Origin of the sequence: Corallibacter sp. (genome assembly GCF_048381695.1) — a bacterium.
Lineage (GTDB): Bacteria > Bacteroidota > Bacteroidia > Flavobacteriales > Flavobacteriaceae > Corallibacter > Corallibacter vietnamensis.
The window spans coordinates 136,461-152,534 of sequence record NZ_JBLXHI010000003.1; the positions used below are offsets into that span (position 1 = coordinate 136,461).

The 16,074-nt window shown below is 32.5% G+C and carries 11 protein-coding genes and 1 pseudogene; 6 read left to right on the forward strand and 6 right to left on the reverse strand.

Annotation, left to right across the window (positions count from 1 at the left end; all coding sequences use genetic code 11):
• Positions 1 to 9: 9 nt before the first annotated feature.
• Entirely contained in the window at positions 10 to 960 is a 951-nt protein-coding gene (locus ACN5J3_RS06845; protein ID WP_418511236.1) for an isopenicillin N synthase family dioxygenase, read from the reverse strand.
• A 157-nt stretch (positions 961 to 1,117) separates the two neighbouring features.
• On the opposite strand from ACN5J3_RS06845, the gene ACN5J3_RS06850 reads away from it, so the two are divergent.
• Both ACN5J3_RS06850 and ACN5J3_RS06855 read left to right on the forward strand, forming a co-directional pair.
• On the forward strand, positions 1,118 to 3,094 hold the full coding sequence (locus tag ACN5J3_RS06850; protein ID WP_418511312.1) for an alpha-ketoacid dehydrogenase subunit alpha/beta: 1,977 nt from the start codon (positions 1,118 to 1,120) through the stop codon (positions 3,092 to 3,094).
• A gap of 28 nt (positions 3,095 to 3,122) precedes the next feature.
• Complete coding sequence (locus ACN5J3_RS06855; RefSeq protein ID WP_418511237.1) at positions 3,123 to 3,569, forward strand: 3D domain-containing protein; 447 nt, start codon at positions 3,123 to 3,125, stop codon at positions 3,567 to 3,569.
• Between the two features lie 49 nt (positions 3,570 to 3,618).
• Here the strand turns inward: ACN5J3_RS06855 and ACN5J3_RS06860 are convergent, their stop codons facing one another.
• A complete protein-coding gene (locus ACN5J3_RS06860; protein WP_344730524.1) occupies positions 3,619 to 3,750 on the reverse strand; it encodes a hypothetical protein in 132 nt (43 codons plus the stop codon).
• A gap of 353 nt (positions 3,751 to 4,103) precedes the next feature.
• Here ACN5J3_RS06860 and ACN5J3_RS06865 point away from each other — a divergent pair, with 353 nt between their 5' ends.
• Positions 4,104 to 4,766 (forward strand): hypothetical protein, encoded by a 663-nt coding sequence (locus tag ACN5J3_RS06865; protein ID WP_418511238.1) that lies wholly within the window; start codon positions 4,104 to 4,106, stop codon positions 4,764 to 4,766.
• A gap of 8 nt (positions 4,767 to 4,774) precedes the next feature.
• Here ACN5J3_RS06865 and ACN5J3_RS06870 read toward each other — a convergent pair whose 3' ends face one another.
• Together ACN5J3_RS06870 and ACN5J3_RS06875 are read right to left on the reverse strand one after the other, a co-directional pair.
• Complete coding sequence (locus ACN5J3_RS06870) at positions 4,775 to 5,338, reverse strand: pseudouridine synthase (RefSeq protein ID WP_417290960.1); 564 nt, start codon at positions 5,336 to 5,338, stop codon at positions 4,775 to 4,777.
• A complete protein-coding gene (locus ACN5J3_RS06875) occupies positions 5,325 to 7,637 on the reverse strand; it encodes a DNA topoisomerase 3 (RefSeq protein ID WP_418511240.1) in 2,313 nt (770 codons plus the stop codon). Before ACN5J3_RS06875 ends, ACN5J3_RS06870 begins: the two co-directional genes overlap by 14 nt.
• A gap of 249 nt (positions 7,638 to 7,886) precedes the next feature.
• Between ACN5J3_RS06875 and ACN5J3_RS06880 the strand changes: the two genes are divergently transcribed.
• Complete coding sequence (locus ACN5J3_RS06880) at positions 7,887 to 9,443, forward strand: DEAD/DEAH box helicase (RefSeq protein WP_417290958.1); 1,557 nt, start codon at positions 7,887 to 7,889, stop codon at positions 9,441 to 9,443.
• A 14-nt stretch (positions 9,444 to 9,457) separates the two neighbouring features.
• On the opposite strand, the gene ACN5J3_RS06885 is transcribed toward ACN5J3_RS06880, so the two are convergent.
• Entirely contained in the window at positions 9,458 to 10,273 is an 816-nt protein-coding gene (locus ACN5J3_RS06885) for a DUF1853 family protein (RefSeq protein WP_418511241.1), read from the reverse strand.
• Positions 10,274 to 10,347: 74 nt separating this feature from the next.
• Complete coding sequence (locus tag ACN5J3_RS06890) at positions 10,348 to 11,181, reverse strand: OmpA/MotB family protein (RefSeq protein WP_418509898.1); 834 nt, start codon at positions 11,179 to 11,181, stop codon at positions 10,348 to 10,350.
• A 142-nt stretch (positions 11,182 to 11,323) separates the two neighbouring features.
• Here ACN5J3_RS06890 and ACN5J3_RS06895 point away from each other — a divergent pair, with 142 nt between their 5' ends.
• Both ACN5J3_RS06895 and ACN5J3_RS06900 read left to right on the forward strand, forming a co-directional pair.
• Positions 11,324 to 11,635: a DUF6660 family protein gene (locus ACN5J3_RS06895; protein WP_418511242.1), complete on the forward strand. Its 312-nt coding sequence runs from the start codon at positions 11,324 to 11,326 to the stop codon at positions 11,633 to 11,635.
• A 100-nt stretch (positions 11,636 to 11,735) separates the two neighbouring features.
• Positions 11,736 to 16,074: pseudogene (locus ACN5J3_RS06900) on the forward strand (CusA/CzcA family heavy metal efflux RND transporter).

Genomic DNA, 16,074 nt, shown 5'->3' on the forward strand with positions numbered 1-16,074 from the left:
TAAGCGTACTTACTTTTTAATTAATCCTAACTCAACAAGACGCTCGTGTAAAAACTCTCCAGCAGTTATATCATCATACTTTTTTGGGTTTTCGGCATCTATACAGTTTTCTAATACATCTAATTTCATGTCACTTACTGGGTGCATAAAAAATGGAATAGAATATCTAGATGTTCCCCAAAGTTCGCGAGGTGGGTTTATAACGCGGTGAATAGTAGATTTTAATTTATTGTTTGTATGTCTTGATAGCATATCACCAACATTTATCATTAATTCATCTGGCTCTGCAATAGCATCAATCCATTCGCCTTTATGATTTTGAACTTGAAGACCACGACCTTGAGCTCCCATTAATAGTGTGATTAAATTAATATCACCATGAGCAGCAGCACGAACAGCTTCTTTAGGCTCTTCTTGAATAGGTGGATAATGAATAGGTCTTAAAATTGAGTTTCCGTTATGAATGTAGTTATCAAAATATGTTTCCTCTAATCCTAAATGCAATGCGAGTGCTCTTAAAACATATTTAGCTGTTTTTTCAAGCATTTTATATGTTTCTTTACCTATTTCATTAAATTTTGGAAGTTCTTCAACTTCAACATTTGCAGGATATTCAGCTTCTAATTTTGGATTATCATCTACATATTGACCAAAATGCCAAAACTCTTTTAAATCGCCTTCTTTTTTTCCTTTAGCACTTTCTTTTCCAAAGGAAATATAACCACGTTGTCCTCCAATTCCTGGAATTTCATATTTCTGTTTTGTTTCAACAGGTAAAGAAAAAAAGTTTTTTACTTCTGTATATAAATTATCAACTAATGTGTCGTCTAGAAAATGTCCTTTTAAAGCAACAAATCCAATTTCTTCATAGGCTTTACCTATTTCATCTACAAACTTCTGTTTTCTTACTGGATCTCCTGATGTGAAATCGTTTAAATTAACGCTTGGAATACTTGTCATTTTGTATGTAATTTAAATTGTATGTATTACAAATGTACGAAAACATTATAAAGTTTTGATTACAATTTTAACGTATAACTTCTCTTAATTCTAAATGACATTTTAATATATTTGACAAACTATATTTATGAGCACAACTGTAGCTATAACAAACCCTATGGACTATAAAATAAAAGACCAAGACGAAACCACAATGCGTCAACTATATAAAAACATGCTAAAACCAAGACTAATAGAGGAGAAGATGCTCATTTTATTACGTCAAGGAAAAATTTCTAAATGGTTTTCAGGAATTGGCCAAGAGGCTATATCTGTTGGTGTTACAATGGCACTTCAATCAAGTGAATATATTTTACCTATGCATCGTAATTTAGGTGTATTTACTACTAGAGAAATTCCGCTTTTTAGATTGTTTTGTCAATGGCAAGGAAAAGCAAGTGGCTTTACAAAAGGAAGAGATAGATCATTTCATTTTGGTACACAAGAATACAATATTGTAGGCATGATTTCACATCTTGGTCCACAATTAGGCGTAGCTGATGGTATTGCTTTAGCTAGTAAGCTAAAAAATAAAAACCAGGTTACTGCTGTGTTTACTGGAGAAGGCGGAACTAGTGAAGGTGATTTTCACGAAGCACTTAATGTTGCTTCTGTGTGGCAGTTACCAGTTATGTTTTGTGTAGAGAATAATGGGTATGGCTTATCAACACCTACGAATGAGCAATACTATTGTAAAAACATAGCAGACCGAGGATTAGGTTATGGTATGGAATCTCATATCATAGATGGAAATAATATTATAGAGGTTTTTAGTAAGGTTAATGCGCTAGCAGAAAGTATCAGAAAGAATCCACGTCCTGTTTTATTAGAGTTTAAAACGTTTAGAATGCGTGGTCATGAAGAGGCTAGTGGTACAAAATATGTTCCTCAAGAATTAATGGATGAATGGGCAGCCAAAGATCCTATTGAAAACTACAGAAGTTATTTAAAATCTGAAAGCCTTTTAACAGACGAGCAAGATGAAGCTTTTCATGCGGAAATAAAGGCTGAAATAGATGCTGCTCTTGATGCAGCAAATGGTGAAGAGAAAATACACCCTATTGAAACAAACGAATTAATTGATGTTTATAAAGATTTTGATTATCAGCATTTTGATGAATTAAAAAACACACAAGAACTTCGTTTTATAGATGCTATTTCTGAAGGTTTAAAACAATCTATGGAACAGCATGATGATTTAGTTATCATGGGACAAGATATTGCCGAATATGGTGGCGTTTTTAAAATCACTGAAGGATTTGTTGAGCAGTTTGGTAAAGATCGTGTGCGTAATACACCTATTTGTGAGTCAGCGATTGTTGAAGCCGGAATGGGCTTGTCTATTGCTGGATTAAAAAGTGTTGTAGAAATGCAATTTGCAGATTTTGTTAGCTCTGGATTTAATCCTATAGTGAATTATTTAGCAAAATCTCATTATCGTTGGAGTCAAAATGCAGATGTTGTTGTAAGAATGCCTTGTGGTGCTGGTGTTGCTGCTGGACCATTTCATTCTCAAACTAATGAAGCTTGGTTTACAAAAACACCAGGATTAAAAGTTGTTTATCCTGCATTTCCTAAAGATGCAAAAGGTTTACTTATTACAGCAATTAATGATCCTAATCCGGTATTGTTTTTTGAGCATAAAGCATTATACAGAAGCATTCGTCAAAAAGTGCCAACAAACTATTATAGTATTCCGTTAGGTGAGGCAGCGCTTCTAAAAGAAGGTACTGATGTCACTATTATCACTTATGGAGCAGGAGTGCATTGGGCTTTAGAAACATTAGAAAACAACCCGAATATTCAAGCAGATCTTATTGATTTAAGATCCTTACAACCACTTGATACAGATGCTATTTACAACTCTGTAAAAAAGACAGGTAGGGCTATAATATTACAAGAAGACTCTATGTTTGGTGGAATAGCATCAGATATTTCAGCTTTAATTATGGAGCATTGTTTTGAACATCTTGATGCGCCTGTAAAGCGTGTTGCTAGTATGGAGACACCTATTCCGTTTATAAACCAATTAGAAGAGCAATATTTAGCTAAAAGTAAGTTTGAATCAGCTTTACAAGAACTATTGAACTACTAAAAGAAATTTGTTGTATTTTTCAGTTACTATGAAGAAGCAACAAATTTGTTTTTTAGCTATTATCCTAATTATGCTTAATGCTTGTAAAAAAGTAACCACTCATGATGATGTTGATATTAAAAAAACTCATGAGTGGAAAACGCTTGAAGTTACAGCTACGGCATATAATTCTTTAACAAATCAAACCAATACAAATCCGCATATCACAGCTTTTGGTGATAGTTTGATTCCTGGAATGAAATACATTGCTGTTTCTAGAGATTTATTAGCGCTTGGGCTTCATCATAACACAAGTGTTTGTATTGAAGGCTTTGATGATATCTATCAAGTGAAAGATAAAATGCATTGGCGCTGGAAAAAACGCATAGATATTTATATGGGACTAGATGTAAAAGCAGCAAAAAATTGGGGTCGCAAAAAAGTGTTTATTCAATACCAGGTTCCAGTTGATACTTTAAAAATTATTAATGAATAAAAAAAGCCAACATATGTTGGCTTTTATGAATGACTAATTCAAATAAATTCTAATGTGCGTATCGTTTTATTCCTGTCCATAACACTTCTTGAGAATCGCTATTAGGCGTCAATAGTTTATTAAACTTGACTTGTTTTAGTTTTCCAAATGAATCTCTAGATAATTTAATAACGGCTTTCATGATGTGTGTTTTTTGATTGATTGATTTTTTTTTTTTTAATAATTAACGATAACGACGTTTGCTGTTCCAAGTATGACTTTTAGTTGTTTGTAAAGTACTTGATAATTGATTGTTGTTTAAAGTTCTCATAATTTTGATTTTTAATGATTGATGTTATACCTAATAGACGATCAATTTTTATATTTGTTACAGTACTATGCATAACATAATACATATTTAACATATTTTAACATTTCAAAAGAAACACAATAATCTTTTAAAGTAGGTGAGTCCATTAAAATTTTAATAAAAAATTGGTGATTAAATTTTTAGGTACGATTTTTGTCAAACCTCATAAGAACATAATTCATTCTATGAAACAATTATTATTAATATTTACCATTTTAAGTGCCATATCAGTAACTGCTCAAATTGATAATGGACAAGAATCAACTTCAATCCCAGCAATACAAAGTGAAGATGTAAATACTAATAATTCGTTTTCAATAAAGACAAACACACCTAAAAAAGACGACTTCAATGGACTTTCAGTTCCTAAACGTAAACCTCTCAATACTGAAAGCGAAGGCTTTTCTATGTTTGGTGAAGACTTTGGCAACCCAGGAGAATTGTATGAAAAGAAAGTAACCAAGCATTTAGAAGGTGTTGAAGAAGAAGGTGGCTACAAACTTTATGGCAGTGAAGTAGATCAATATCTTGGTGATTATAAAACAAAGGCTTCAAAAGTAAATGTGGTTTATCGTGACTTTGGTGCTTTTGATGGTGATCGTGTTCGCGTATTTGTTAATGATGATGTTGTAAGACCAAGTGAGTTGTTAAAACCAGGTTTTAGCGGTTTTAAATTAGATTTAGTTCCTGGTTTTAATAAAATCGATTTTTTAGCTTTAAACGAGGGCGAATCAAGTCCGAATACTGCAGAGTTACAGATTTTAGATGAAGAAGGAAAAGTAATCGCTTCTGGACGATGGAATCTATTAACAGGAGTAAAGGCTACTTTAATCGTTGTTAAAGAATAAATAACATTCTAAAATTTTATCTCAATAACGTCACCGGACTTCATTGAGCCTAATATAAAATCTCCAATTCTAACACGAACAAGGCGTAAGGTGGGAAATCCTGCGGCAGCTGTCATTTTTCTAACCTGCCTAAATTTACCTTCTCTCAAAACAATTTTAATCCATGATGTTGGTCCATGACGTTCGTCTCTAACAAAACGCTCTGGTACATTAGGGTGGTTTTCTAATTTTTCAACAGGACAAGGTTTTGTTTTGTAAGGTTTACCGTTAACACTAATTTCTACACCAAGTCCTAACTTGGTTATAGCGTCATTAGTAATTAATCCATCAACCATAACATAATACTCTTTTTCTACTTTTGAGCTCCTAATGTAATCACTTATTTTGCCATCAGTAGTAAGTAAAAGTAGTCCTTCAGAAGGCTCGTCTAGTCTTCCTATGGCCATAATGCCATCTGGAAAATCATATAATTCACCTAGTAACTTCTTGTTTTTTCGCTTGTTTTGGTTGTTTACAAACTGACTTAAATACCCATAAGGCTTATATATTTTATAATGCTTATGAAGAGGCATAGTCTTGAAGTATTTTTAAAACCAATGCTTTAGTTAGTTCTTGTCCGTTGGCTTTTTTTCTTATATCGTCGTAGCTAAACCTGAAATCGCAACCATCTTTATAGGCACTACAACCATAAGCCGTTTTTCCTTTTATTATGGTACCTTTTTTACATTTAGGGCAGCTATTCTCATCAGAAGTGTCCGATTTTTGCTTTGCTGGAATTGTTTTTTTAGGTTCCAACTTTAGTTTAAAGTTATCATCAAAACGAAGTAAGCCTTCAATAGAAGCCTCATTAACTTTAAACCCTTTTAGGTTTACAGTAGAGCCTTTATCTAATAAGCGTTTGTATTGATTTTCTGATATTTTTTTTGAAGCATATTCGAAAGGTAAAACAAAATCACAATCTTTTCCATATAATGTGCAACCGTAAGCCGATTTACCTTTTAATAATTGTCCTTTTTTACATTTTGGACATGTTTTACCTACAATACCTTTTTTTGAAGTTTTAGTTTTGGCTTTTGCTGTGTTACCTGCTTTGTTGTTGGTATAACTTAATTTAGCTTGAACCTTTTCTGTACGTACCTCATAAACCAATTGGTCTACCATTTTTTTCATGTTATTAATGAAAGCTACAGCACTATATTCGCCTTTTTCAATGTCTTTAAGTTGTTTTTCCCAAAGTCCTGTTAGTTCTGCAGATTTTAATAATTCATTTTGAATTAAATCAATCAATTGAATACCGGTAACTGTTGGCAACACTTGCTTTTTGTTACGTTTTATGTATTTGCGCCTAAATAAGGTTTCAATAATATTGGCTCTAGTTGAAGGTCGTCCAATACCATTTTCTTTCATTAAATCACGTAACTCGTCATCATCTACTTGTTTACCTGCGGTTTCCATTGCACGTAATAATGATGCTTCAGTATATTGTTTTGGTGGCTTGGTTTCTTTCTCTAAAAAAGTAGGCTCATGTGGTCCTTTTTCTCCTTTTTCAAACGTGGGTAAAATACCGGTTTCTTTGGTTGGTTTGTCATTTGTTTCAAAAACAACACGCCAACCTTTTTCAAGAATTTCTTTTCCTGTAGTTTTAAAATTTACAGTTTCAGCTTTCCCAATTACAGTCGTGTTAGACACTTTACATTCTGGATAAAACACCGCTATAAAACGTTTGGTAATAATATCGTAAACTTGTTGCTGATTGTACTGCAAATTGGTTTGAACACCTGTTGGAATTATTGCATGGTGATCGGTTACTTTAGAATCATCGAAAACCTTTTTAGATTTTTTAATTTTTTGACCTAAAAGCGGCTGAATTAATTGACTGTAATTAGTCAAGTTTTTCAAAATCCCTGGTACTTTAGGATAAATATCATTTGGAAGAAATGTGGTATCTACACGCGGATAGGTTACCACTTTCATTTCATATAACTTTTGAACTATTTTTAAAGTTTCATCTGCTGAAAAGCCAAATTTTGTATTGCAATACACCTGCAGACCTGTTAAATCAAACAGTTTAGGTGCAAATTCATTTCCTTTCTTTTTAGTAATGCTTACAATTTCAAAATCGTGTTCTTTAACAATATTAGCTAATTTTTCGCCGTCTTCCATTTTAAGAAAACGTCCTTCTTCGTAGCTAAATAATGTATCACGATAAAGCGTTTGTAGTTCCCAATAGGGTTGTGGTTTAAAGTTTTCTATCTCTTTCCAACGGTTAACAACCATGGCTAGCGTTGGTGTTTGCACACGACCAATAGACAAAACCTGCTTATAACCACCATATTTTACGGTGTATAAACGTGTAGCGTTCATTCCTAAAAGCCAATCGCCAATTGCTCTAGAAAACCCAGCATAGTATAAGTTATCGTATTTTGTACTAGCTTCTAGTTTTTCAAAACCTTCTTTTATGGCTTCTGTGGTAAGAGACGATATCCATAACCGTTTGACTTCGCCTTTGTAATTGGCTTGATCTAAAACCCAACGTTGAATTAATTCTCCTTCTTGACCGGCATCACCGCAATTTATTACAACGTCTGCTTTATCAAATAAGGATTTTACAATTTTAAATTGTTTTTTAATACCAGAATCGTTTGATACTTTGGTTTCAAACTTGTCTGGTAACATGGGTAAGTTGTTTAAATCCCAACTTTTCCAATAGGGTTTATAATCGTTTGGTTCTTTTAGTGTGCATAAATGACCAAACGTGTAAGTTACTGCATAGCCATTACCTTCAAAGTAGCCATCACGTTTGGTTTTGGCACCTAATACTTGAGCAATTTCTCTTGCTACACTTGGTTTTTCGGCAATACAGACTTTCACTTATTTAATTTGATTTTGGCTTGCAAAATAACATTTTTACTAAAAACAAGGCGATGTATTTACAAGGAGTTATTAACGACATATGCTTTAATGATATCGTTTGAAATAGCACTATAAAATAATAGATGTTGTTAAAGTTTCAAAATTAAGTTTTAAACGACCATTGTTAAAAAAAAACAATTCAATTTATTTAAAAATAGTCTTTAAAAACTCAAGAAACATCTTATTTTTGCACATCGCAAAAAAATTATGAGTAGTACAATTTCATTATTAGAATTAGAAGACAGGAAAGTAGGTAAGGAGTTATATAGCTATCAAAAGGGCGCTATTAATAAAATTTTTAAAAGTTTTGAGGAGGCTCCTGAAGATTACCATTTATTATATCAATTACCAACAGGAGGTGGTAAAACCGTTATTTTCTCTGAAATTGTACGCCAATACTTAAAGCTTCATAAAAAAAAGGTATTGGTAATGACGCATCGTATAGAATTATGTCGTCAAACCTCTAGTATGCTTACCGAGTTTGGTGTTGAAAACAAGGTTGTTAACAGTAAAGCAAACCTTGATGATCAAGCGCAATACAGCTGTTTTGTTGCTATGGTTGAGACTCTAAACAATCGTCTTAATGAAGATAAACTAGATATTTCTGATATTGGTTTAGTAATTATAGATGAGGCGCATTACAACTCATTCACCAAGCTTTTTAAGTTTTTTGAAAACGCTTTTATACTTGGTGTAACTGCAACACCATTAAGTTCGAATATCAAATTGCCTATGAAAGACAATTATGATGAGCTTATAGTAGGTGAGAGTATAGAATCGTTAATCAACAATAAGTTTTTAGCAAAAGCTGAAATCTATTCATACAATGTAGGATTAACGTCATTAGTTGTTGGAGCAAATGGTGATTATACGGTAAAATCTTCAGAAGATTTATATACCAATAACGACATGCTTTCAAAGTTAGTTCAAGCTTATGAAGAGCGCTCTAAAGGAAAGAAAACATTAATTTTCAATAATGGTATTAATACATCTTTGCATGTGTATGATACTTTTAGAGCTGCAGGATATCCTGTTGCGCATCTTGATAATACAAACACTAAAAAAGAACGTAAAGCCATCTTAAAATGGTTTAAAGAAACACCAGATGCTATTTTAACATCTGTAAGTATTTTAACCACAGGATTTGATGAGCCAACTGTTGAGTCTATCATACTAAACAGAGCTACAAAATCTCTAACGCTTTACTACCAAATGATAGGACGTGGTTCGCGTATTCTTAAAGACAAAGATTCTTTTACTGTAATTGATTTAGGAAATAACTTTCACCGTTTTGGCCCTTGGGGAGCTGTTTTAGATTGGCATCGTATTTTTAGATCTCCTAATTTTTATTTAGATGGTATTTTATCAGATGATGAAATAGAAGAGACTTTTAAATATGAAATGCCTGCTGATTTACGAGAGGAATTTTCAAATTCTGAAAATGTCTACTTTGATGTAAAGAAAACTTACATTGATGCCGTAAGAAGTGGTGAGTCTTCAAAAGTAGTTTTAGAGCGTTCTATAGAGCATCATGCAAAAATATGTATAGAAAACAGTGAAGATGTTTATGATGCACTAGATCTTTCTAAAAAATTAGGCGATGATATAGATTATCGTATTCAACGCTATACAAAATGCATCAGTAAAAGTACTTTTAATTTTGTTGAGTGGCTAAAAGAAGACTATCGTAAAAAATTACGTGCGTATTTGCGTAATAATTTTGATGAAGTTTTTGAAGTAATTCATGGCAGACCTGCTGAATAGGTTTAAAGTTAAAATTACCACCAAACAACAAAACATTTATCAATAACGCCATTAGGGTGTTTTATCCAGCAACATTCTGATAGTTGATTATTTTGTGCTGCTTGCAACAAGGTAAAACACGCTGAATAAGACATCCAACTTACATTTGTATGTGGTTTTATTAACCAATCTGCTTTATTTAGAATGTAAAATTTACAATGATGAAATTGTTCTAACTGTTTGGTTTTTATATAATAACCAACAATACAATCTTTATTTATAAGTGTTTCTGTTACTTCTTGTGTTCCTAAAGGCAAAAAAAGTTGTGCTTTAAAATACACGTACTGTTTTGTATTATTTACATGTAATTGTAAATGATTTAATGCTGTTCGAGTTTCTTTTCTGTATAATAACGGTAACTGTTTATCGCGTAATTTGGTTAATTTCTCAACCAAACTATCTTTTCTATTCGGGCCAATCCAGTGTTCTAAATAAGAATTTCCTACAGTATCGTCATAAATGTAAAATTTATATACAATCTCTACATGTATTGGATTTTCATGATTTAAAGCAAGTAAATCTAATTCTCCTATAGTTCTATTATCATCTTGTATTTGTATGTTTTCAGTAAGTAACTTTATAGAATTATATTGTGATAATTCATTAAAGACAAAATGTTCAACACGTTTTCCCAATCGTAAATTTTCAGGTAAGTTTCTACAAAATATTGTTGTAGGTATTTCTGGTAGTATTAATTGATACAACTCAAATAAAGGGTTTTCATCCCAAAGTAATGGTGTTTGTAAATAGCCTTGATATTGTTGCTGTATTTTAGAACTTTTTTGCGTCATACATAACAAAGTAACACATAAAAAAAAGACTGCCCAAAAGCAGTCTTTTTAAAGTATCATTATTTTGATACAGCTTACTCATTTGATGCCATTAAGGCAAAAAACTTATTAATATTAGGGAGAATTACAATTCTTGTTCTTCTGTTTTTAGCTCTATTTTCTTTAGTATCATTTTCAGCGATAGGTTGATAAAAACTTCTACCAGATGCAATTAATTTTTCTGGAGCTACGTTATAATCATCTTGTAGTTTTCTAACTACAGATGTAGCACGAAGTACGCTTAAATCCCAGTTATCTGATACTTTTGTATTGTGAATACTTCTAGAGTCAGTATGACCTTCTACCATAACTTCTATACTAGGTTCAGAGTTTATGACATCAGCTAATTTTTGTAAAATATCATTAGCCTTGTTGCTTACACGGTAACTAGCTGTGTTAAATAACATTTTGTCAGAGATAGAAATCATTACTACTGTTTCGTCAATATTAATCGCGATATCTTCATCTTCATTTAAATCTGTTGTATTGATAGATTTACGTAAGTTATGAGCAACAGCTAAATTCATCGAATCTTTTAAGCTTTTAGCCATTTGTAACTCATTAGGATCTACATGTTTTAATGTAGCATTCATTGATTCTCTAACATCATTAGAGATTACAATATCATCTCCAACAGTTACTATTTTAGCATTATTCTCTTCTGTAAGCGAGTTTATTTTAGAATTGTAGGTATCTATTCGTGATTGAATTTCATCAAATTTTGCCTCTAAATCTTCTTTGGCAACACGTGTTTTGGTAAGTTCACTTTTTATTTCACCATTTTCTTGCTGTAAAGCAACATATTTCTTTTTAGAAACACATGATGTGATTGATACTACGGTTAGTAAGGCAATTACTGTTTTTTTCATAATTGTTGTTAAGTTTTGGGTTTGTTATATGTACGGTCTCTAACAAGGTTATGGATTTTGTAATAGTAACATTAATATAATTTTAACATCTACAGCCTAACATATGTAGATACGAAACCTAAAAAGCGTTATATTTGTACTAATGAGAATATTAGCCTTTATATTATCTACTTATATACTAGCACTTAACTTTGCACCATGCGAAGACAGTGTGCTTGTTGATGATATAAAAACAGAAATATCTCAACATGCTGATTTAGACCATGAACACAATGATGTTTCGGATATGTGTTCTCCTTTTTGTCAATGTCACTGCTGCCATATACACGTAACAAATACTGCTAAAACGAGTTACGTTTTAATAACAAACAATATTCCAAGACACCTATTAATACATCACAAAGGTGTTGAAAAAGACTTCAAAGTTTCTATTTTACAGCCACCACGGGTTTAATTTACGTTTTCGCTATATACGCAATGTATATCGCAACATGTCCCTTTTAAGATTTTAAAAGGGTATTTCTTATATGTTTATTTTTTAAACCCATTTACTTATGATTAATAAAATCATTGATTTTTCAATCAATAATAAATTTATTATTGGCTTGTTTACACTAGCCATTTTAATAGCAGGAATATGGAGCATGAAAGAAGTTCCTATTGATGCTGTTCCAGATATAACAAATAACCAAGTTCAGGTTATTACACAAGCTCCAAATTTAGGAACTGAAGAAATAGAAAAATTTGTTACATACCCAGTAGAATTAGCTATGAGCAACCTACCAGATGTATTAGAAATTCGTTCTATTTCTCGTTTTGGCTTATCCGTTGTAACAATAGTTTTTAAAGATGATATTGGCGCTTACTTACCAAGACAATTAGTTTCTGAAAAGTTATCAGAAATACAAGAGCAAATCCCGGAAGGTTTTGGAAAACCAACCATGGGGCCAATTTCTACAGGACTTGGCGAGATTTATCAATATACTTTAGAAGTTGATGATGCTTACAGAGATACATACAATGCCACAAAACTACGCACAATACAAGATTGGATTGTACGTAGGCAAATGGCTATGGTACCTGGTGTTGTTGAAGTTAATGCCTTTGGCGGAAGTATTAAGCAATTTGAAATAGCAATAAAGCCTAACAGGTTACAAGCTATGAATGTCACCATTGCTGAAGTTTTTAAAGCAATTGAAAATAACAATGAAAATACGGGTGGTGCTTATATAGAAAAAAATCATCAAGCTAATTTTATAAGAGGTGATGGCTTGGCAAAAACCACTGACGATATTAATAACATTGTTATAAAAAACATCAACAATATTCCTATTAGAATAAAAGATATTGCTCAAGTAAAAATAGGACAAGCCGTAAGATATGGAGCCTTAACAAAAGACGGAAAAGGAGAAGCTGTTGGTGGTATGGTTTTAATGCTGAAAGGAGCTAATTCAGATCGTGTTATTAACGAAGTCAAAACTCGTATTTCAGAAATACAAAAGTCATTACCCAAAGGTGTTACCATCAAACCATTTTTAGACAGAAGCTTCTTGATTGATAAAACAACAGGAACGGTAACATCTAATTTATTAGAAGGAGGTCTCATTGTTATTTTTGTGCTGGTATTACTTTTAGGAAATTGGCGAGGCGGACTTATAGTTGCATCTACCATACCGCTATCCTTACTTTTTGCGTTTATTCTTATGAATGTTTTTGGCGTTTGGGCTAACTTAATGAGCCTTGGTGCTATAGACTTTGGTATTATAGTAGATGGTGCTGTAATTATTGTAGAAAGCACGGTTTTTCTAATCTCAACACAAATACTTAAAGAAAAGAAGCTCACTAATAAAACGAGAGATAAACTAACAGCTTCAGCTTCAAAAAAAATGATGAATGCTGCTTTTTTTTGGTCAGCTTATTATTCTGATAGTTTTTATACCAATATTAGCTTTAGAAGGTGTTGAAGGCAAAATGTTTCAGCCTATGGCTTTAACGTTCATTTTCGCCATGATTGGCGCTATGATACTTTGTGTTACTTATGTTCCTATGATATGTACGGTGTTTTTAAGGGCGCCAAAAACACAAAAACTATCTTTTGGTGATCGTATAGTAAATCGTGTTGAAAACGCTTATGAAGGCATATTAATTAAAACCTTAAAAAAAGGTAAATATGTTGTCATCGTTGCTCTAGCGCTTTTTGCAACATCAGTTTTTGTTTTCTCTAAAATGGGTGGTGAGTTTATTCCACAGTTAGATGAAGGTGATATTGCGTTTCATGCCATTTTAAAGCCAGGAAGTTCGCTAACAGAAACTATAGAAACCACAACAAAAATTGAACGAATTGTAAAAGCTAATTTCCCAGAAGTTGAAACGATCATTAGTAGAATAGGAGTTGCTGATGTACCAACCGATCCTATGCCAATGGATATTGCCGACATTTTTGTTATTTTAAAACCTATTTCAGAATGGACTTCAGCAAGTACAAAAGAAGCATTAATTGAAAAAATAAAATCTGATTTACGTATTGTTCCTGGTGTAAATTTTGAATTCACACAGCCTATAGAAATGCGCCTTAATGAATTACTTACAGGTGTTCGTGAAGATGTAGCAATAAAGCTATTTGGTGATGATTTAAACATGCTTGCTGCAAAAGCTGAAGAAATAGGCAAACTTATAGCAAATGTTGATGGTGTTGCTGATATGAAAGTAGAAGCTACTGTTGGTCAACCACAAATTGTTATAAACTACAACCGAAATAAATTAGCGCAATATGGACTAAAAATAAATGATTTAAACCATACTGTTCAGGCAGCATTTGCAGGAGGTAAAGCAGGTGTAATATTTGAAGGTGAAAAACGATTTGATATTGTAGTAAGGTTAGAGGCTACACATAGAAATGATATAAATGATGTAAAATCGTTACTTATTAATATTCCGTCTGGTGTACAAATTCCGCTTCGTGAAGTTGCTGATATAAGCTACCAACCTGGGCCAATGCAAATAAGTCGCGATAATACCAACAGACGTACTTATGTAGGGATTAATATTCGAGATAGAGACGTTAAATCTGTTGTTACTGACATTCAAGAGATTTTAAATGAAAATTTAAAACTTCCTGCGGGTTACTTTTTAAAATATGGTGGTGCTTTTGAAAACCTTGAAAGAGCTAGCGAACGCTTAAAAGTAGTTGTGCCTCTAGCATTAGTGTTAATCTTTATACTCATTTATTTTGCTTTAAAATCAGTGTCTCAAACTATTATCATTTATGTGGCTATTCCTATGGCTACTATTGGTGGTATTATAGCTTTATGGTTTAGAGATATGCCGTTTAGTATTTCTGCTGGTGTTGGTTTTATAGTGCTATTTGGTGTTGCTGTACTAAATGGTCTTGTAATGATTAGCGGCTTAAATGAACTCAAAGCTGAAGGTGTTACAAGTTTAAATGATAGAATCATACAAGGAACGAAAAGACGTATAAGGCCTATCATGCTTACTGCATTTACAGATATTTTAGGGTTTTTACCTATGGCAATTTCCACTAGTGCGGGTGCTGAAGTTCAACGTCCATTAGCTACAGTGGTTATTGGTGGACTATTAACAGCCACATTACTCACTTTATTTGTATTACCTATTTTATATCATTGGTCAGAAACAAAAGCGTTTTCTTTTAAATTACCTAAAAAAGCTAACGCATTACTTGTTTTGATAGCTTTTTGTGCCATGCCTGTAACCACTGTTTTTGCTCAAACAAATCAAGAACCTTTACAGGAATTATCTATTGATGAAGCGGTAGCGTTAGCAAACCAAAATTATCCATTATTAAAACAAAAACAATTAGAGGTTAAAAAGCAACAGGCATTAAAAAGCACGGTTGTAGATTTAGGCGCAACAAGTATTTTTACTAGTGGCGAAGAGATAAATGAGAATAATGCCGTTTATACAACTATAGGATTTGGTCAATCTAATATTGATATTTTTGGAATAGCACCCAAAAGAAAATTACAAAGCAAGCGTATACAACTCGCCGAAAACAAGTATTCACTTTCGCAATTACAAGTAGAAAAAGAAGTAAAAGAAGCTTGGGTAAATGTATTCAGTTCTAAAAGAATGTATAATTTATATACAGAGCTTGATAGTATTTATTCGCATTTTAAAACTGCTGTAAAACTCAATTATGATGTCGAGGCTATCTCAAGACTAGAATATTTAGCGGCAAATAATCAAGCATTACAAATAGCTAATAAGAAGCAACAATATGAATCAGATTATCTTATAAACCTTCAAAAGTTTAATCTTTGGATAAGCTCTGGTTCTGACAACTTATTTACATCGGCATCTACTATAGATATTCCTATGATAGATTTAGAAAACACCAATATGCTTGCGCATCCGGAATATGTATTAGCCGAGTCACAACAGGCGGAAGCGCTTGAAAATTATAAGGTTGCCAAAGCTAACTATTTACCAAAGTTTAACTTACAAGGTGGTTTACAACAAGTAAATGGTAATAGTGGTTTTTACAGTTACCAAGCAGGAATATCTATTCCTTTGTTATCAGGAACTCAAAAAGCCAAAATAAAATCGGCAAGGGTTAATAAGGAAATAGCCGAAATAAAAACCCAATATAAACAGCGTGAGTTACAAGCATTGTATCAGCAAACAAAACGTGCATACACAACTTGGAAAAACTCTTGGGAATTCTATAAAACAAGTGTCTTGCCGTATACCAAAGAACAACGAAAAGGAGCTTTGCTTGCCTACAAAGAAGGTGCTTTAAATTATACTGGATTTACCCAAATAATGGAAGACACACTGCAAAGTGAAGTTGAAGCTCAACAAGCTTTTACGCAATACATGATCTATACATTCAAACTTCAATATTTTAAAAAATAA

Bases quoted from the DNA above. Each gene is read 5' to 3' on its own strand.
- ACN5J3_RS06870 (WP_417290960.1), bottom strand. From the start codon at position 5,338: ATGCCTCTTCATAAGCATTATAAAATATATAAGCCTTATGGGTATTTA.
- ACN5J3_RS06845 (WP_418511236.1), bottom strand. From the start codon at position 960: ATGACAAGTATTCCAAGCGTTAATTTAAACGATTTCACATCAGGAGAT.
- ACN5J3_RS06855 (WP_418511237.1), top strand. From the start codon at position 3,123: ATGAAGAAGCAACAAATTTGTTTTTTAGCTATTATCCTAATTATGCTT.
- ACN5J3_RS06885 (WP_418511241.1), bottom strand. From the start codon at position 10,273: ATGACGCAAAAAAGTTCTAAAATACAGCAACAATATCAAGGCTATTTA.
- ACN5J3_RS06865 (WP_418511238.1), top strand. From the start codon at position 4,104: ATGAAACAATTATTATTAATATTTACCATTTTAAGTGCCATATCAGTA.
- ACN5J3_RS06860 (WP_344730524.1), bottom strand. From the start codon at position 3,750: ATGAAAGCCGTTATTAAATTATCTAGAGATTCATTTGGAAAACTAAAA.
- ACN5J3_RS06890 (WP_418509898.1), bottom strand. From the start codon at position 11,181: ATGAAAAAAACAGTAATTGCCTTACTAACCGTAGTATCAATCACATCA.
- ACN5J3_RS06895 (WP_418511242.1), top strand. From the start codon at position 11,324: ATGAGAATATTAGCCTTTATATTATCTACTTATATACTAGCACTTAAC.
- ACN5J3_RS06850 (WP_418511312.1), top strand. From the start codon at position 1,118: ATGGACTATAAAATAAAAGACCAAGACGAAACCACAATGCGTCAACTA.
- ACN5J3_RS06880 (WP_417290958.1), top strand. From the start codon at position 7,887: ATGAGTAGTACAATTTCATTATTAGAATTAGAAGACAGGAAAGTAGGT.